Consider the following 19,999-nt stretch of genomic DNA (forward strand, 5'->3'; position numbering starts at 1 on the left):
TATATGCATTCTTGCATTCATTTTGGCGTATTTACTTTACATTTACTATGTTAAAACGCTAAGAATAATAGAAGTTATCGCTATTCTATATAGGCTACAATAATCACTGACGGGTAAATACTCGACATCTATCAGTTGAGATGTCTAAATACCGTTAACCTTTAATCTTTTAAATTTAACCAACGCCTTTATACGGATGTCATCGCCCTATGCTATCGCCCCAAGACCAATTGACTGAGCTCGTACGAACGCTTGAGACGCAGCAGCATGTCTTTGCCACTGACCCGCTACTTATCACAGAAAAGCTGCAAAGTGAGGATGGGAAGCCCATTCAAAAGTTGCATCGCCGCGCCTCGCGTATCGATAGTAACGGTGCGCTGGCACGTGTGCTTGGTAAAATTGATGGGCGCATCAAAGGTATTATGCTGGTTATGAGTGTGCTGTGGTGCATTTCGGGGTTTTTGGGGCTGTTTACCTTGCTGCAGACCAATGTGGTGAACTTCTTTTATGTGCTGGTTTGTCTGCTTGGGTTTCATACCATCATGCTCTTAGGCTGGCTAGTCATGACTTTGATTAATCAAGGTAAGCAGTCGTCAAATTGGTTTGCCAGTTTTGTGAGTCCAAGTTATCTGATACGCGGTAAGGACGATGTCACCAAAGCGGCGGTTGATTTGTACGAGCGTCAATTACAGCACAGCGGTATGCGTTGGTATCTGGGGCGCTTTAGCCATCAATTGTGGCTCGCTACCTTGACCGGTATGCTGCTTGCGATCATATTTTTGTTGATTGTGCGCCAGTATAGCTTTAGCTGGGAGTCGACATTACTCTCTGATCAGGCGCTGATCAGTTTGACTCAAGTACTCGGCTGGTTACCAAGCAAGGTTGGATTTACCGTGCCTGACAGTGCTGCTATCGTGCAGAGTCGTTTGGTGACGGATGCCATGCCATTATCGATGGCGCGGCAATGGGCAGGCTTATTGGTCGGTAGCTTGCTGATGTACGGTATTGTACCAAGGGCGATTGCTTGGATATTTTGCGCCTTGATGTTCCGACGTAAAAAGATGCGTTTGGATATCAAGCAGCCATATTATCAAAAGATTCTGAACTTTTGGCAGCGTCATGTGGTCGATGCAGATGATTTTAAGGCGGCGCCTGCTCCTGTCGCGCCAAAAGCGACAGTGAGTACTGGCAAGAAACTGGTTGCTCTACTTGAATACCCATCACAGCAGGATAATTGGTGGCAATCAGGACTGAATGCCGATATGAGTAGCCACAGTAATAACAGTAACATTAACAATGTCGAGAATTTCGGTATTGTTGACGACCGTGATGATATGGAGCGCTTAACGACTTACTTAGACAGTCATCCGGTTCAAGTATTATTAGGTATTCATAGCAAGGCTTTACCTGACCGAGGTACACTGCGTAAACTTGATCGTATTGCCGAACATGCCACAGACGGCCTTATTGTACAGCTGCTCAGTGATGCCAGCAGTGTTAACACCCACGAGCAAGAGCAAAGCCCAGAAAACCCAAGCTCAGAAAATCAGGACGTTCGTTATCAGCAATGGCAAACCGCCCTTGCCGCTCGAAAAATTGGCTTGGTTTAGCTTGCTTAGATACTCTAGTACCGGTACTCAATAATATTAATAATAAGATTCTATTATGAACAATGACAATAATAATCAAAACAACCATCAAGATAGTGCCAAAGCTGTCGGCCTGTTCGCCGATAAAGCCTATGAGCCCGTACGCGACTCAGAAGCTAATTTTAAAAATGAAAATGTGAATGCTGATACAGAGCTATCGCTGGATAAACCAGCGTCAGATGATCAAGCGCTATCGGTTAATACTGCCTTTAATAATAATGTCTCTAAAAAGACCATTGCCAGTGGCGAAGCGCTCAAATTAGCAGTCGTTGGTCATACCAATACAGGTAAAACATCACTACTGCGCACGTTACTACGCGATGTTTATTTTGGGGAAGTGAAAAACGAAGCGGCAACCACCCGCCATGTCGAGCAAGCAAAATTGACCGACAGCCAAACGAGCGAAGTATTGGTGGTGCTGTATGACACGCCGGGTTTAGAAGATGCTTCGGGGTTAATGGATTGGCTAGAAGACAACACTGCCAGTCGCCGTGACGGTATTGAGCGTTTGCAGCAGTTTTTGGCAGCCGATATTGCCCAAGGCGGCAATGCGCTAGCTAACAATGGTAACAATGAGGACTATAGCCAAGAAGCCAAAGTGATTCGGCAGCTGCTGGCAAGTGATATGGCCATCTATGTTGTCGATGCGCGTGAGCCGGTACTCGGTAAGTATAAAGATGAGCTGGCTATTTTATCGTGGGCTGCAATACCTGTTATGCCGGTATTTAACTTTACTGACAGTCAAGATGCCAATATCGACGCATGGCAGACGATGCTCGCAAGACGTAACTTGCACATCTCAACGCGTTTTGATTCCGTGGCTTTTGAGTTTAAGGATGAGATGCGCTTATGGCAAAATCTTGCCACCATGCTCACTCACTCTGAGATGCTTGAGCAACTCATGGCACGCCGTACAGAAAACTGGGCGCAGCTCTATGAGGAGGCCAATATCATCATTGCCGATTTTTTATTAAATGTTGCCTCCTTTGTGCGTGAAATTAGTGAAGATGATGATCCAATGCCCGTACTTGCGCAAATGCAAGAAGCGGTCAGGCAGAGTGAACGGGCAATGCAAAATAGCCTGCTTAACTTATATAAATTTTATGATAACGCCGTGGCAGCAACGCCACTTGAGTTACAAGCCTATCAGCAAGACCCGTTTGACCCTGAACTGCTCAAAAGCTATGGTATTCGCACGACATCGGGTGCAGCAGCGGGCGCATTATTAGGTTTGGGCATTGATGCGGCGGCACTCGGTACAACGTTAGGTTTGGGCGCTGCCATCGGTGGTATCGCAGGTGGGCTATTATCCAATACCAGTAGCATCGCTGATAAAATCACTGGCGTAAAGCGCTTATATATCGACCCTGCCACCCTAACCTTACTCGCCACGCGAGCGATAGATTTGCTCACCGCACTGCGTCATCGTGGTCATGCAGCAACCGATGCCACCCAACTGATATATAGCGGCGCAAAAAACGATGCTGATATCTCAAATAACGACAACCTAAGTAACGATAATGAAGAAAGTGTCGTGACGCCGTGGCCGCCACATAAATTACCCAGTGAGCTTAAAAAAGCTCGCGGCAAACCACAATGGTCATCACTTAGTAGCGGTAAATCTGAACAGGCTCAGCTACTGCGTGCAGATATGGCGTGGTCGCTGGCAAATAAATTACAGTTATATAAGCCTGAGCGTTAAGTATTAACGGTCGGTTTCTTTTATTTTTCAAACATATGGCTTACAAGCGACCTTTACGATGAGGGGCGTAATAGCATACTTAATGCTTCAGTACCGCGTACGTCTGTTTGCTGTAAATAAATCGGATACAGTGGATAATTGGAGAAACTGTTTTCAATATCCTGCAGCAATTGCTGTTGCCGCTCGGCACGAAGACGCCAAAATTCATCTGACTGCGTGGGTACTATCAGCTGATTGATGACTATCGCGGCTGGTGTGAGTTTACTTTCTTCCAATTGTTCGATAGCGCGTTTGGTTTCTGCCAGTGGTAGCACATCGGCAGTCATCACCAATACAATCGCTGTTTGGCTACGGTCATGAAGTAGTATCCCTGCTTGTCGAAACAGCTGTTTGCGTTTTTCTAGGACGGCTACCGCTTGCTCCCAGCGGTCAGATTTTTTTTGGGCAAACGGATTTGGCACATCTTTTTTATTGATGTCTTTTTGACTGCTCTTTTGATTGTGATTGTCTAAATGGTTTGCGACCGAGCGTAATTTTGCCTGTCGGCGCTGCTGCGCTAGCAGCCCATCTGTCCACGCACCCATCATCTCTGGTAATACGAGTAAGCGCAACGTATGCCCAGTGGGCGCGGTATCAAATATGATATGTTCATACCTTTTATCAGAGTCAGCATCTGCAGCCGTGATTAAATGCTGACACATAGATTCGAGCATGGCCGCTTCTTGTGCGCCAGGTGCAGACTTTGATAGCTTTAGATGCTCACGGATTTTGGGCATCATATCTGGGTTGGCATAAGATTTAATGGTAGATTCAACTTGAGCAAAATGCGCATCGACGATGACATCAGGGTTTAACTCAATCGCATCAAGATGCGGCGTAATCGCAGTTTTTTCATTATTGAGCCGTACATTTAACACATCACCGAGGCTATGCGCTGGGTCGGTTGAGACAATCAAGGTCTTTTTTTGCTGGCTAGCATAATAGCTGGCAAGTGCCGCAGCCGTCGTGGTTTTACCGACACCGCCCTTGCCGCCAATAAAGATAATAGGCTGGGTCGATAGTTGATCTACTAATCCGTGTAGAGGGTGTAATGCCATATTTTTATCTCAATTTTAATTCATTCATTTTTTATCATTTTTTCTTATAAATCTAACTAGCAGTTGACTTAACAACAACCAACGTGGTCAAAGGGGCATTTATCCAACCCCATGCGCGTATGCCATTCATGGAAATTTTCCAAAAATAACGGCTGCAACTCCAAGGTATAAAAGCTAGCAGGATTATCAATGCCTAAGCTCTCTGCAAACATCAGCAGCATAAAGAAGTCTTCTTCATCACGTGCCGCGCGTGCCATCGTCTGGCGATAAGGCGCATGATAAAACTCATTGAGTCCAGCCGCAAAACGTTGCCACCATGGTGTTTCGTTTTTTACTTGGTTTGACGGGCTTTCTATTTGTTTTGGTATCGGGTTATCTTCCATGATTTATTCACCTCTGCTTACTTCTTATTACCTATCATCTCTATCATGCCTACCTCATACAAAAAACGCCAGCAATTGCTGCTAGCGTTTTTTTGATAAAAGTAAAAATGATAAGGTTTAATCTCAATTACGAATCCGTTTTACCTTTATGCAATGTCCATTCTTTACGCAGCACAGATAGACTCTCGAACGTTACTAGAATCGTTGCGATCAAAATAATAATGTCCATAATAATCAGCAGCCAATTGCCCTCGGTAAAAAAGGTTTTTAGCTGAATCAATAAGGCAAAAATGGTCATAACTAGCAAAAATGACAAAGGTGCTAAGGTGTACCAAACCGCTCTGCCTTTACGTAATAAAATAACCGTGACAATCATAAGGGTTAATGCTGCCATGAGCTGATTGGTGGTACCAAATAGTGGCCAAATAATCATGCCACCTGCACCATCAATACCACCGGCGCCAAATGCTAATAATAGACAGCTACCGACGGCAAGGAAAGTAGCCACGACACTTTTACTTAGCACTGGAATGTTATAAAACTCACCAAACTCTTGGAATATATAACGTTGTAAGCGGACACCCGTATCCATCGTGGTGCCAGCGAATAATGCTGCCATAACAGTGAGCATTGTTTGAGAAAGCACCATATCGATACCAACACCTGCATTTAAGATGGTCGCACCACCATCAATAAAAGCACCGATAGAGCCGTCGCCAAATTTTTGATAAACCGCTTGCCAATCACCGAGTGTCGCAAAACCTGCGGTGGCCGCAAGAATGGCGCCCAGTGCGAGCATACCTTCACCCATCGCACCAAAATAACCAACAAAACGTACATCGCCTTCTTTATCAATCTGTTTAGAAGTCGTTCCGGTCGCCACCAAACCATGGAATCCTGAGATAGCGCCGCAAGCAATAGTGACGAATAACAATGGCATTAATGACGGCGTGCCGATGGGTAAATCATGATTAATCGCTGGCGCGACAATGTTTGGTGTCGCAATAAATACGGCTGCATACAATAAAATCAAACCAACAAATAATTGTAACCCATTAATATAATCGCGCGGTTGCAGCAGCATCCATACTGGTAATAATGAGGCAATCGCCGCATAGGCGAATAAGATAATAATCCATACGGCGTTATCCGGTAGCCCCATAAAAGTCTCTGGTAACACGACTGGGAACATAGGGCCAAGATAAATAAGTCCATATAGAGCGACAACGCCAATAATGGATACCCAAACCAGATTCATCTTATAGCGATAGATACATTGACCGATGATGAAGGCCACGACCAATGCGCCCCAGACAGGTAACACAGAAGATGGGGTCTTAATCATCATATTGGCAATAGCGACGCCAAATACTGCGTTTACCATTAATAATAATAAGAAAATAACTACCATCATTAAGCTACGTACACGTGTGCCCATGACGGTACCAGCAATCGAGCCAATAGACTGACCCTTATTGCGCATACTGGCCCAAATGGCTGACATATCATGGACGCCTGCCATAAAAATGGTCCCTAAAACCACCCAAATAATGGCCGGCACCCAGCCCCAAATAACCGCAATTGCAGGACCGATAATCGGCGCCGCCCCTGCAACCGAGGTAAAGTGATGCCCCCACAATACATATTTATTGGTGGGGATATAATCTACCCCATCTTTCATCGTATGGGCTGGCGTGGGACGACTGTCATCCAAGGCCAAAATCTTAGTGGCGATAAATTTTGAGTAAAACAGATAACCGCAAAGCATTGCGGCCACACCAACCAACAGTACAATAGCACTATTCATCTTATCTCTCCCTAGACAAGTATTAGATAGCCTTACAAGTTCAAGCTTTTTAAATCAAATTCTTAAAAATATGCTAGATTAGTGAGCAGTGAAAGACTCGGCTCACTGTTCTTCAAGAAACAGTTGCTAAGAAAACAGCTATCAATGAGATAACAGCATATCTTCTTGTGATTACTGGCTAATAAAGCATAGTATTTTAAGGTCAAAACGCTTGACCAATTAGCCATGAAGTATGGTGAGTCTTTACTTCTTGTGTGACTTAGCATTCTATGCCTTAAATAGTAACTCATTTGGCAGTAATTGTAACGTTGGTGAAACATTAAAAACGATAAATACAGGAGTTAGAATGGCCCATTATTTTGGATTTATACCGTCAGATGAATTAAAAGCGCTGATTATTGAGGCAGAGCAAATCGTTGAATCAAACGTAGAAACAGATTACTACCCCTATCGTGATGCCTTAACCCACCAAACGGCGCGTGACCTCACCGATAAATTATTGGTTGGACTGGTAGATATTATTCCAAATCCTGAGCGCCAAGCCGCCATGCGTAAAGTGGTCGGTACGGTCGAAAAAGCAACTGACACGCTGCTTAATATTTTATTGGGTAAAGAGAATAACGAAGAAGTGTTGCCGAGTTTTCATTTTTTACGTGATAAAGCGACCTTTATCGATAACGAAGGTGAAAAGCGTATCGGTTTTAAATTGTCAGATGCTGACGCCAAAATCATTGATGCTGGTTTTGCAGCGGTTACTCCTGAACACGTAGATATGAAAACGTTTAAAACGGCACTTGAAACGATGAATGAAGAAACGTTAACGCATTTCATTAGTCGCTATGCGGAAACGTTGAAGCTTGGCATGATTAAGCGCAAATCTGTGCCAGTTGCCAAAGCAGCTATCGATAAAGGAATGACCATGGCACTAAATAAATTACTGCCTGATCTACCTGATGCATCATTGAATCGTTTGGCCAATTATTATCGCCCATTTATCGTAAAAAAACCTGAATAGCGGTTGTATTAGCAACTATTATGTTTTTATTAAAACGGTAGTGTTGGGCAAATTTGCTAAAATTTGCTAAAATAGGCGGCACTTTTATCAAAGGCGCAACTCATGACCCAAATTAACAACCAAGAAATTGAAAAAACCCTGCGCAACTCAGAGTGCCTGATCAGCAGTATCGAAGTAGCCGCTGCTTATGAGCGCTTGGCCGCCCAGCTCAATCTACATTATGCCGGTTTAAACCCAATCGTGATGGTCGTTATGAACGGCGGACTTATCCCAGCCGGTCAGCTATTGACTCATCTAACCTTTTACCATCGCATGCATTATATCCACGCGTCACGCTATCGTGATAATGCGGGCACCAATGAGCTTGATTGGAAATTTAAGCCTGACGTAAGTATCGAAGGCGAACACGTTTTATTAATCGATGATATTTTTGACGAAGGTATTACTTTAAAAGCCATTGTTGAAGAATTAGGTAAAGAAAAACCCTTATCGATTGAATGTTGCGTATTACTCAATAAAGAGCATGATCGCAAAGTTGCAGACTTTGATGTTGATTTTGTTGGTATCAACGTTGCAGATCGTTATGTCTATGGCTGTGGCATGGATTTCCATGGTTACTTGCGTCATCTGCCTGGTATCTACGCTATTAAAGAAGACAAAATCTAGTCATTCTTTGGTTGAATGTTTTGAATGTATCGCATAATAAAAAAGCATCCGACTGGATGCTTTTTTTACGCTCGTTTTTTTGTTCTCTAGCAAGTTATCTTCTCATAACCCTAAACACCTAATCTTGTAAGATAAAGTCACTCACCTACTCTAGCAATTTTTCAAACTGTAAGCTCAGTCCGGTTTGGCGTAGCGTCGGCGTCGATAATGCCGAGGTCATTGCCGAAGCAGTACTAAAAACAGAGACTTGTTTTTTGGCACGGGTGACCGCGGTATAAATCAACTCTTGGCTTAACAAGCGGGCATTGTTGTCATCGAAGCTAATCGCTACATGGTCAAATTCTGACCCTTGTGATTTATGAATGGTCATCGCGTACGCAGTCGCAATCATCTCATCACTCAGCATATTGATATTAATACCGTGCTTTTTGTTTTCAAAAAATATCTGTAGCCGCCCCTGCTCTACTTGCAGGCAGATGCCAATATCACCGTTAAAGAGCCCTAGTTCATAATTGTTTTGCAATACCATGACTGGACGACCGTGATACCAAGGCGATTTGGAAAGTGGCAGTTTTAATTGCGTCTTATGCTGCTCGCTTAGATAATTATTGATGTAATGGTCACCGCAGCGGCCATGATGTCCAGCGGTTAAAACGCGAAAATTATTGAGTAGCTCTATGTGCTTATTAAAGTCAGCAAGATACTCTTTAGTTGGTATGGATTTCGCTTTTTTGATTTTGGCTAATGTTTTTTGAGTTTGATTAAAGTACTTGAGGTAATTGTTAGATAGTATTTTTAGAAATTTATAATTGCTTAGGCTATTTTTTATCTTATTATTTGTAGTATTGCTGTCAAGTGCTTGAGTATCATTCGCTGTCAGATGATAAAAACTTAATGCTTCGTCTTTTTCAAACAGTTGCCAGACAGCGTTCATATTTTGCGCTTGGGTCTGAGCTTTATCTGTTTGATTAATCAGTTTAGCAAGCTTGCCAATACCTGAGTCTTCTTTGAAACGACGACTGGCGATTAAACGTTGGTGCACGTCTTGTAGCACTGGTATACGGCATAAGTCTGCCAATACTGCCCCCGCATCGACTGCTGCGAGCTGATTGGCATCACCAAGTAATATCAGCCGCGCATTGGGCTTTATGGCGCTCACTAAATGATTGGCAAGCTCTACTCCAAGCATCGACGCTTCATCAATGATGACGATGTCTTCGCTAAGTGGATTGTCCTTATGATAACGTGGGCGACCGCCCTGCCCGATACCGAGCAGGCGATGGATGGTCTTTGCTTCTGGCAGCTGTAAAGCAACGCCCGCTTGCTGTATGGCGTCCTGTAGCGACTCCTGCATACGCTGAGCGGCCTTCCCTGTCGGCGCTGCTAGTGCTAAATTGGCCTGCGAGTTACTGCCTTGCTCGTCTGTCGTCTGCTCTTGTTGCAAAGCCATGACCAACTGTGCAACGGTAAAGGTCTTCCCCGTCCCTGGCCCACCAGTGATGATGCTAAATGCTGAACGATTTGCCATATGAATGGCGCCTTGTTGTTCATCATTCAGCAAGGGGTTCGGTGTAATCGGTAGTTCTATGAGGCTTTGATTTTTAATACGCAGCACGTGCTTTGCCAAAGCGAACTCCGCCTGCCACGTGCGATGCAGCCATAAGGTGATTTTTATAGATTGATTGGCTGCGTTTTTGGGTGCGCCTTCGTTTATTTGGAAGACAAGTGGTCTTGAAATATCGGATTTGTCTCTTGTATTGTTATTAAAAAGTGGGTGTTTGTTTAATAGTTCACTAAACTTGCTTAGGCTATTTCCTACTGGAACAGTCGTATTGGATATATCTTTTAGTAAGTGATAAAGTTTCACGCAAGCTTTGTGGCGCTGCTCTACTACACGCTTGTCATAGGCCGCCAGTGTAGATTGACGCATTACTGTTTCCCACAATAACTCATCTTCTAACAACGCTGCCGCCGTTATGTCTGCTATATTGGTACTGGAAAATGCTGAAAAAAGTGGTTGCATTAAAGGTTGTAGCAATTGATGTTGCCAAGCAAATAACTCTTTGTCGTCATCAAACAAATTGACGCTAGCTCCATGATTAGATGCCTCAAGCTCTAATACGGTATGCCCTTCTTCTAATCGCTGCACCAGTAATTCAAACATCACCTCAAACAACCAATCTTCATTGTTTTCAGTCTTATTTGAGCTACTCATGAGCAATTGATTTTGATAAGCAGTCTGAGTTTGTGCGCGGCGCTGTAATAAATACTGGCCAATCGTCGTTGCCCAACTATTGCCAACGTCATCTACAACATTTTGAACGCTGTTGGTTACTTTTGCTGACTTGCTCACGTTATTTATACTTTGCACATTACTCATTATTGATCCGTTTTTATCATTATTTTAAGTTTATTGATTTAAAAATCACAAAGCGCTAGGGCTACCAAACATCTCATCCAATGCTTTAACCAGCTCAAACGGTATTTGCCACTGGATTCGTCCATAGTTTTGCGTACCTTTTGAGTCGATACCACGCAAGAATACATACTCTACAGCGCCCAAATACTTTGTTTCATTGCCGACGTAACCTTTTAAACGCAAACGTAAAAATCGATGTAATGCCACTTGATAAATAGCCGCCTGTAACCAGTAGCCAGCTTTATTCATAGCCGCGCTTAGGCTTTCATTATTATAATTACTTAGGCTATTTCCTAAATAGTTGCTTTTATAATCCACCACGTAGTACTTGCCAGCGCACTCATAGACAAGATCAATCTCACCGCGTAAGTACCGATAAATATGGCTAGAAAATTGTGGCGTAAGCTCAATGTGTTTTTCAGGCTCATCCGGTAAATACTGCGTAAAAATATGATTGATACGCTCAGGGGTAAAATCTTCTGACAGCCCCATATTAAAACCAAGCTCGGCGATACGTTGCCTAGTCGGTATTGCTTGTAGCGGTTGACCCGAAGCCAACAATGGAGCGGCCAATACATCGGCCACCCAAGCTATCAGCTCTTCATGGGCGTCACCTAACTGAGCGGTCGCTGCTAAATTTATACTTTCATCTGTCTCTATAGGCACGGCTGTATTTTGTTGCAATCGCTGCTGCGTCGTAACGCTGGCATAGCTAATCGGCAGTTGATACTGACGAAGACTTTGATCAATGATAACCGACCATTTGCTATTATCGGTAAAATCTATCTTTTCAAAAATCTCGTGCAAAAACGTACCAGCGTTCGCGCCCTTTACAAAGCGAAAACGAATATTGTCGCTAGTAATGGGGTCAGCACCAATCTCGCTATTGCCATCACTGAGCAAATCCTCTCGAAGCTGGTTGCTCTCTACAGAGTTAGTTAGATTTATACTGTCAGTCAGATCCAACTCATCTTCTACCCCATCATCGAACACCGCTAACGCTTGGCTTTGTTCATTTAACTGACGCGATAACGCGGTAAAGCTGGTCTTCGCCCAACCTTTAAAGGTGTTAAGTTGTATCTGCGCATAAGCATTTTGGTAATCGATACGCTGTGCTGTCTGTAACTCAGATGATGAGTCCTCAAGAGGATTAGTATTTTGAGGCGTTTTATTGGTCTGAAGAATCGTTTCAGCGATGGGCGCAATCGCTACGTATTCTAGCCAGCCAATATAAGGTTGCAATCTATCTGGTAGTACAAACTTATGGTCCTCACAGCTTAGCCATTGCAGACTTGGCTTACGTTCAGCATCGGTTTTATTATAAGCATCATTAAACACCATATATAACTGTTCACTGGCACGGGTAAAGGCAACGTAAGCCAGTCGCCTAAGCTCCTCATAGTTTTCTATGGTTTCGAACTGGGCATAATAATCTGTTGGCTTTTCACCTTTAGCAGATTTACTATAGCGCTTGCCTTTACTGGCAGACAGACGGCGTTCTGTTTTATTGTTTTCTATATCAGAATCGTATAGAAATAAATTATGGTGACTGCGCCCGCCCGCTTTGGGACTCGCGCCATCCATACCGACGACATAGACAATCGGGAACTCAAGGCCTTTAGACTTATGAATGGTCATAAGCTGTACCCCTGACTCTGTCGGCAACGGCTGCTGCTGCGCCCATTCCGGTGTACGGCTGCTATTCATATTTTTCTTGTACCATGCCAGTAGCTCATGCTCACCGATATGCATGCCGTGCTGCGCTAAAATATCAAGCAGATGTCGTAAATCCATTAAGTAACGCGCGCCGTCTTCTAAGTCGGCAAGACCGACCCATATATTTTCGCTCTGCACTTGTCTATCAGTTTGTCTATCAGATGGTACGCTCTTGGCGCTCACCATAGGGTTTCGAGCAAACAAATAGTGCAATGCTGATAAAATACCATTGTGCTGCCAATGCGAGGCAGCAGTCTTTAAATACAACTGGAAATCTTGATAGCGCTGTTTTAACTCGGCTTGCGCAGAATCTATTTTTCTATGCGTTTGGTCAGTATCAGTCTCGCTTTCATCGTCATCGAGCATCAACGCTTGCACATCATTGAGGCTCATCTGATAAAAATTACTGGTCAATACCCGATTAATGATGTCACGGCGATGAGGGCGCAGCATGGCTTCTAACAAAGCCGCCAAGTCAGCAGCGATAGGCGTATCAAAGACATTTTTTTCAGCGGTTTCTAGCGTTGGAACGCCAAGTTTACTGAGCATATCTTCCACTTGCTTAAGCTCATGTTTACGGCGACCGAGCACCCCAATATCACTTGGCTTAATAGGTCGTCCTTCTAGCGTCTGCTCACTTGCCAGCAATGCTGCAATATGTAGCGCGGTGAGCTCACAAGCGTTGTGCTTGGCCTGTTTGTCATAAGGCAGATGAATGACACTGACAGGGCTATCTGATAGCAAATTTTGCACAGATGCTTCTTGTTTTTGCTCTAGCGCCATTTGCCATGACAGACGAAAATCAGTGTTGGCGGCGGTGATATATTGATAATAAATACTCTTACCCAACTGCGCGAGTTGACTGGCTTTATCAGAAACGGCCTTACCAGAAGTAGCATCTTGTAAGTCTGCAACAGGAGTCGGTCTGCCAAACCAGTGGTTAAGCGCGGTAATCAAGCGCTCATTAGAGCGACGATTGACATCCAAGCTCATAATTCTATCTTTAGCAAACTTTGCCTTCATGGCGTTATAGTTGGCAACGTCACCGCCACGGAAGCCATAAATCGCTTGCTTTGGATCGCCAACGAGCAAGAGAAAACCGCGACTGCCGCTTTGGGTCGCACTATCGTTACTCTTTGACAAATAAATACGCTCAATCATGCGCGCTTGTTCACCATTGATATCTTGTGACTCATCAATCAGCGCTACTGGATAATGGTGACGAATATAACGTGCTAAGCGTTCGCCTTGCTTACCTGATAATGCTTGGTTTAAGCGCACCATCTGTAAGGCAAACGTAGTCTCGCGGCGCGTTTCTAATATAGAGGGCAGCTTTTGCCGAACTTTTAATGCAATGTCACGGTTAAGGTTTTCTATAAGGGCGTCGAGATATAGTTCAATCTGTTCAGTGTAACTGCGTAGTGACGCTAATAATTGAATACCTTCAAAATTTGCAAGTATTTGACGCTGTTCATCAAACTTCTTTTTAAAAAGATTACCGCCATCTTCTTCGCTAATAAAAAGACTAGATACCAAACCATAAAAACTCTCAGAATCAGCATCTAAATTTGCGAAAAAAGCACCCTCATATTGATGAACCAATTTTTGAATAGTCGCAATAGCGTATATGGTCTTACCAAATTTACCGCCTTTTTTTAGCCCTTTTTCAATACCGAACTCTATATCGAAATACGGCTCAATATCCTTTAAATCGCAATTTTTAAAAGTATCTAACGCTTGCTGATAAGCGGCAAAGTCTATTTCTTCACCCATCTCAACCGCTTCAATTGGTGTCGAAATAAACTGCATGGATTTTTGCGCGACGCCAATATGATCAGCAGGCGCTGTCAAACGCTTAGTATGCTGCAATAATTGATAAATCTCAGGCTTTTGATTGTACAAATAGCTGTGATGCGCGCGTACGGTATCATGAATGATACTTTCGATGACTATCTGCTCTTGATCGCTAATTTGGATGCCTTGCTGATGACCAGTCTCAGAACTATATTCAGACAGCCATTTTTGTGACAAGCTATCTAAAGTACCGACAAACAGCTTATCTAGCGTCGTTAGCACCAACGCACAACGTCTTATGGCATCCGCTAATGGATAATCTTCGGTATGGTCCAAGAGATACGTTAATAAATAAAGATTGATAGGATCTGATAACAAATCGGCATTGCCAGACAGTTTTGCTTTTTCTGCTAGCCATTCTTTACGCGTCTGTCGTTGCTCAGCGCTTACTTTTTTATCCGACTGCTCGTTTTCTGAGATAAAACCATCTCGCACTGCCGTATTTTTTTTATTAATATCAACAAGCTGCGGGTAAAGAATAGCATGCGTGTTTGAGTTTACTTGCAGGTTATTCAGCCATTGCAATAACTGATAAAAATCAACCAAACGATCATGGATACGTTGGCGCATCTCCGCAGCTGCAGCGCGAGTAAAAGTGGTGGCAATAATATGCTCAGGCGCACGTTTGGCTTCGATAAGCAGGCGCAATACAATTCCGGTCAAAGTCCAAGTCTTACCCGTGCCCGCCGACGCTTCTATCAGATACTGACCGTTTAATTTGATACGAATCGCAGGTGGCTCTTCTGACTTATCAGCGTTATCAGCGCTACTATTAGGCAGATTCTTAGTTAAATTGTCGGGGCTGGTATGGCTATCATCGTTGTTATTATTATTAATAATATAATTCCCACCACTATAGGTATGACTGTAGGTATGGCCGACATTCTCTAAGCCATGAGCAGTATGGTTAGCGTTGTTATATTGATCCATAAAAAATCACTTGTTCAAAATCGTACTATTAACATCATTATTATTTACTGTTAAAAACAAACCACTTTATAGCGCTTGTAGAGATTCATCCATCGTGCCAAATAAAGGCAACGCCAATGCTTGCAGCGCGTCTTTTAACTTGGCAAAAACATCTTGTTTATAAAGAATGTATTGCCATAGCTCATGCTGCGAGCAAGTATCATAGATAGTATCACTGTTAAAACTTGGCCATAACCAACTTTCAAAGTCACTACGCTTGGGCTGATAATCGGTATCTTTTGCGCGGGCTTCATTGAGCTTATCTACATAAGTAAGCGCGTGAACTGGCAGCACCGTCATCGGTATCTTGCCCGCCATGTGGGCAAACCTTACCCATTTAAGCAGTTCCGTTAGGGCGTTGTTATAAGCGATCGGCGCAAGCTCAAAGGTAGTTTTACCTTTAAACTTTTTATACTCATCGCTGCCTTTATTAAAGCGCCAAATACTTCTACCATCACCAGCAGCTACTTGCTCATGCGTAGTACGGCGGGCAACCTGCCAATAGACATGCGCCAACCAAAAACGCAATAAATATTGGCTGCGCGCGCTATTGGGAAGAAGATTTAACCACAGCTCAGGCGAAGATGACTCCTCCTCCAAGTCATGATGAGTGGCAGGCACTTTAACAGGTACCATGCCTTTAATTTGTAATTTGCCGTGCGTATTTATATCTGGGGTCGCAACCGTGGTCATGGTTTCTGCACAAGGAGTTAGCAAAAAACGACTGGCATTGTTCTGAGCATCTATGCCTAATGACGATAGCTGCTCGGCAAACGCTTGGCATTGCTGTTGCAATTTTAGCTGCTGATACTGCAGTGTTGATTGCCGCGCCACGCCAGCGGGCATGACGGGATCGTATAGCAGTTTGCTAAGCGACTTAACAGCCGTGTCATCGTGGTCTTTATTCAATTCATCAAGTAGCTGGGTATTGACAGTATAAGCGCTTAGGCCTGATAATGACAAAGGCTCTTGGTGCGCCATCTCATCTTCAGGCAAGACTACATGTACTTGCTGCTCGCGTAAAAAATGCTTGGCAGGGTGACGCACTTGATAATATAGCGCCTGCATATCAACTTGATTAATCTCAAAGCGCTCATCAATATTTGGTAAAGGTTCTTTATGCAAAGCGCTATTGAGGTCAAGACGCTGAGCAATATTGGCATAATCCTCGGCGCTCGGTAGCTCAACTTTAAGCGCGGGCAAAGTAGCGTCATCTTGAGAGCTTAAGCGCTCAAACACCTCGTGCCATACTTTGGCTGGCGCATTGGTACTTTGCTGGTAGGCTTTTTCTTTTTGCATAGCGCGGGTAAGCAAGTCCATCAGAACGTCACCATCCTCTTCATCGGATGTTGAATTATTTGCATCAGATGATCCATTAAGCGCGTCTGGTTGCACAAACACTTCTTCGGCAAAAGGCAGCGCTGGATGGCGCGTCACTAACCATTGCTCGATAAGTTTTGGCAGGTAACGCTGCACTTGCATTGCCAACGCTGACTCTTCACTATTTTCCGTCATTAACGCTTGCGTTTTAAGCTGCTCAGCTTTTAATGGGTCCCATTGCCATTGCACTTCACCTTTTAAAAATTGTAAGAGCTCACTCACCGGATTGGCAGGTAGGTGCTCATGGGTATCGGTCAAGCGCTGGCCATTATAAAAAATCCAGCAAGCGTTGCGCGCACAAAGCAGCGCATCCAAAAACGCGCCATTATCATCATCTTCGCTAAATCGATCGCCGCGACGTGCCAGCCCAGCTTTCATCAAGTCATAACGGTTATCGCGGTCACGGTTGGGGAACTCAGCCAAATCCATATTAAGCATCACGACCAAGCCAAACGGTACATTACGCAGCGCCCCAAAACGCCCAAAGGTAATCACGCCTGTTGGCTCGGCACTGACTTGTTGGCTCTCTAACTCATCCTCGATACTATCGAGCATAAAGCTCAGCTTTAATGGCAGATTGCTGACTTGTGATAGCCTTGATTCTACTTGGCTGGCTTCCAATTGTAATGAACCCTGTAGGTCATTTGATGCTCCATTGTCTACTAGCATAGATGATTGATTGTCATTTTCGCTATGATAGCGCTGATAATGACGGTTGGCGCGTAAGCTACTTTTAAAGCCGTTCATCGCGTTAAAAATAGCGCGCATCGGCCGCGTTTGATCAAGTGCACCAAAATACGGATGAATGATATGATTCTCAATATTATTGAGCCATTTTTCGGCATTATAACGGGCTTCAAACTCGTAACGGCAATGATGTAAGCCATTATAGACACGGCATAAGGCTTCAATAATCACCGCATCTGCCAAACCAATTGCTGACATCGGCACGGTTTTTTCTGCCAAAGCATTATCTTGCCAATTATCGGGATACAGGCAGTCACTAATCTCAGCTTCAGGCATGACCAAGCCTAGCGCCACTTTATCCAGCGCATGGGCAAAGCTAAACCGATAATCATTGTCATCGACGTCAAGGGTTTGCTGCAAATGCGCTTCATCAAAACCGCGCACAAACCCTGCTTGCTCTAGCAACACACAGGCGCGGCTCATCTGTTCATGCGTTAAACCGAGGCTTTCATATAGCGGTGGCAGCATCAACCAATCAAAAACCTCAGCCGCTTCAAAACGAGCGCTTTCACTGCCCAATAATCCATAAAAGCCGCGTATCGCTTCCCATAACTGGCGAATGGATTTGTCGACGACACCCGTGACTTTGGCCGGTAGCGTCAGACCATCTTGCCCCTCACCATTCACGAATACCGAGTTGATTAGCTCATGATGACGATCAACGTCGGGAAGCAACACGACGATATCAGATAAATGCCGCGTGCTACCGTCTTCGTTTGGCTCATTTAACCAGCGTCCAATCATACCGCGCAGTATCTCAAGCTGGCGTTGCAGATTATGGCAAGAATGAATGCTTAGACTATTGTCATATTGCGACAATTGCCATTGGCGCGCCTGCTCGTAGCGCTTACCCCTTAAATGCTCGTCGCTATATAATGAGTCGGTATTACTGTTATTACTTAGGACATTCTTAGAATCTTGCAGTTGCGTACTGAGCGCAGCGCTTAGACGCCCAGCAGTCGTTTGCTGGGTTGCGCTTTCATCGAGCATAAGCACATCTTGTTGCAGATGCGCAAGTAAACTGAGCGGCCGCTCGGCTTGCACATCAGTTTCGGGGGCATCTACATCAAACTTATCCTGCCAATCAAGCGTAAAACCGTTTTTATCTTCATTACCCGATAGACTTGCCAGCATGGCAAAGGTCTCACGCGACTGCTTGCCCAAACGCGACAATAGCGTATGTCCATAATCACGAAAAAACACGCTTTCGGGGTTAATCACTTGCTGACGCTGCAACCACTGCTTGTCGACAATATCCGCCCAAAACAGTTGCGATGGATTGTAATGCAATAAGATGATATCCATGTAAGTGGATAAGCGCTGCAAGAAGTTCAGCTCATTTTGCGGTAATTGCTGAATGGTAAAAATATGCAGCTGTTTTGGCAGTATCGCTTGTATATCTACCCCACTATCCGCTTTATCTTGTTCCATAATTTGCCAAAAGCGCGTCTCAATCGAAGCACGGTGTTCATACACCGAAGCAAACAATAACCGCCATAAATGCCGCTGTGCGACTTCAAGCTCAGTATAATGCGCAACCAACCACTCAGGCGTACTGCCTGCGTATTTATCAAACTCCATCGTGAGCTTGTCTTTTTCAGCGATAAGCAGCTCAACATCGACCGCTTTATTAGCAGACCATAAGCTTAGCCAATCCTCACGGTGAGTCAAATAACGGCTAAATACCCGCGAAAAATCGGTTGCCAGCGACCATAGACGTATATCTTGCTGACTACGATCTGCTTCTTTATCCAGCAGCGCCGATAGCAGCGGATACAGAGGATGTTTCTCATCATCCATGATTTGCGCTTGATAATAGGTAAAATAACCAAATAGCCGCCACTGCATCACCGCCCCTGTTAATACCGCAACTTCGGGCACCGTCACAATCTCTTGCGCGCGCTGATTGGCCTCAAGCCAGACATTGTGTTCAGCCAAGACCTTTTGCATCAACGTCCATTGATACTGTCCCCAAAACTTGGTGGTCACCAAAGTGCTGATACCTGCTTGACTGGCAATCGATTTATCTAGCCAATCGCCCAATACCATCGATGGCACAATAACAATAAACTCTGCAAAGATAGGCAGGTTCTTAGACTGATAAGCTGTGAGTAGCTGCTCAACGAGATGTTCGGTGCGGTGCGACTGAATAATGGTAAACATAAATGAGGTAATCTATTTGAATGAATAAAGCTGGAATAGTAAAAATTGAGTATTAAAAACAACACGACAAGCCTGTGATTTTTACGGCAAAGCTGATGATAGCGTATGGTTTCATACTTTTTACGAAGAAGAAACGTGGCAGACAACACTCATCAATCTATGTTTGCTGCTCGTTAGTCTGTTGCATTTCTGCTAGCATAATGTCGATTAAAAACAGTAGATATTATAGTACCAATTCATGCATAACGCCTTGTGTTTGGCAGTAAAACTGTCGCTAATAATAAACGATGAGTATTAATAAAACGGTTGGTAGTGAGAAAAGTTGATAACGTGCGCAACCTGCTGATTAGTGTGCCATTGTTCGTGGTGGTTTACCAGCACGTCACCTATAAAGCAAGGGCGCACGCGACAATAGATGTCGCCCTACCCTTT

General features: G+C 44.2%; 10 protein-coding genes. 4 read left to right on the forward strand and 6 right to left on the reverse strand.

Translation table 11 applies throughout. The annotated features are described in order from the left end of the window. Nucleotides 1-209 precede the first annotated feature (209 nt). Nucleotides 210-1,610 carry a DUF2868 domain-containing protein gene (locus ACPEGP_RS03095; protein ID WP_423813899.1) on the forward strand — a complete coding sequence of 467 codons (1,401 nt, stop codon included), beginning with the start codon at nucleotides 210-212 and terminating at the stop codon, nucleotides 1,608-1,610. 55 nt (nucleotides 1,611-1,665) lie between these two features. Beyond that, nucleotides 1,666-3,351, forward strand: a complete 1,686-nt coding sequence (locus tag ACPEGP_RS03100) for a DUF3482 domain-containing protein (RefSeq protein WP_423813900.1) — start codon at nucleotides 1,666-1,668, stop codon at nucleotides 3,349-3,351. A 53-nt stretch (nucleotides 3,352-3,404) separates the two neighbouring features. Here the strand turns inward: ACPEGP_RS03100 and ACPEGP_RS03105 are convergent, their stop codons facing one another. The 3 genes from ACPEGP_RS03105 to ACPEGP_RS03115 form a co-directional block, all read right to left on the reverse strand. Beyond that, nucleotides 3,405-4,448 carry an ArsA family ATPase gene (locus ACPEGP_RS03105; RefSeq protein ID WP_423813901.1) on the reverse strand — a complete coding sequence of 348 codons (1,044 nt, stop codon included), beginning with the start codon at nucleotides 4,446-4,448 and terminating at the stop codon, nucleotides 3,405-3,407. Between the two features lie 68 nt (nucleotides 4,449-4,516). Then, a complete protein-coding gene (locus ACPEGP_RS03110; RefSeq protein WP_068404746.1) occupies nucleotides 4,517-4,831 on the reverse strand; it encodes a cory-CC-star protein in 315 nt (104 codons plus the stop codon). Nucleotides 4,832-4,958: 127 nt separating this feature from the next. Next, nucleotides 4,959-6,638, reverse strand: coding sequence for a carbon starvation CstA family protein (locus ACPEGP_RS03115; RefSeq protein WP_068404748.1), 1,680 nt, complete (start codon nucleotides 6,636-6,638; stop codon nucleotides 4,959-4,961). A gap of 346 nt (nucleotides 6,639-6,984) precedes the next feature. Here ACPEGP_RS03115 and ACPEGP_RS03120 point away from each other — a divergent pair, with 346 nt between their 5' ends. Both ACPEGP_RS03120 and ACPEGP_RS03125 read left to right on the forward strand, forming a co-directional pair. Next, nucleotides 6,985-7,653, forward strand: coding sequence for a hypothetical protein (locus ACPEGP_RS03120; protein ID WP_068404750.1), 669 nt, complete (start codon nucleotides 6,985-6,987; stop codon nucleotides 7,651-7,653). Between the two features lie 102 nt (nucleotides 7,654-7,755). Then, nucleotides 7,756-8,319: a hypoxanthine-guanine phosphoribosyltransferase gene (locus tag ACPEGP_RS03125; RefSeq protein ID WP_068404752.1), complete on the forward strand. Its 564-nt coding sequence runs from the start codon at nucleotides 7,756-7,758 to the stop codon at nucleotides 8,317-8,319. Between the two features lie 145 nt (nucleotides 8,320-8,464). Here ACPEGP_RS03125 and recD read toward each other — a convergent pair whose 3' ends face one another. From recD to ACPEGP_RS03140, 3 genes are all read right to left on the reverse strand, one after another. Next, nucleotides 8,465-10,699, reverse strand: a complete 2,235-nt coding sequence (recD, locus tag ACPEGP_RS03130) for an exodeoxyribonuclease V subunit alpha (protein WP_423813902.1) — start codon at nucleotides 10,697-10,699, stop codon at nucleotides 8,465-8,467. 45 nt (nucleotides 10,700-10,744) lie between these two features. Beyond that, nucleotides 10,745-15,238, reverse strand: a complete 4,494-nt coding sequence (locus ACPEGP_RS03135; RefSeq protein WP_423813903.1) for a UvrD-helicase domain-containing protein — start codon at nucleotides 15,236-15,238, stop codon at nucleotides 10,745-10,747. 66 nt (nucleotides 15,239-15,304) lie between these two features. After that, entirely contained in the window at nucleotides 15,305-19,567 is a 4,263-nt protein-coding gene (locus ACPEGP_RS03140; protein WP_423813904.1) for an exodeoxyribonuclease V subunit gamma, read from the reverse strand. Between the last annotated feature and the right edge of the window lie 432 nt (nucleotides 19,568-19,999).

The sequence above is a fragment of the Psychrobacter sp. 219-2-C genome, assembly GCF_049560815.1.
In the GTDB taxonomy this organism is placed as follows: Bacteria; Pseudomonadota; Gammaproteobacteria; order Pseudomonadales; family Moraxellaceae; genus Psychrobacter; species Psychrobacter faecalis.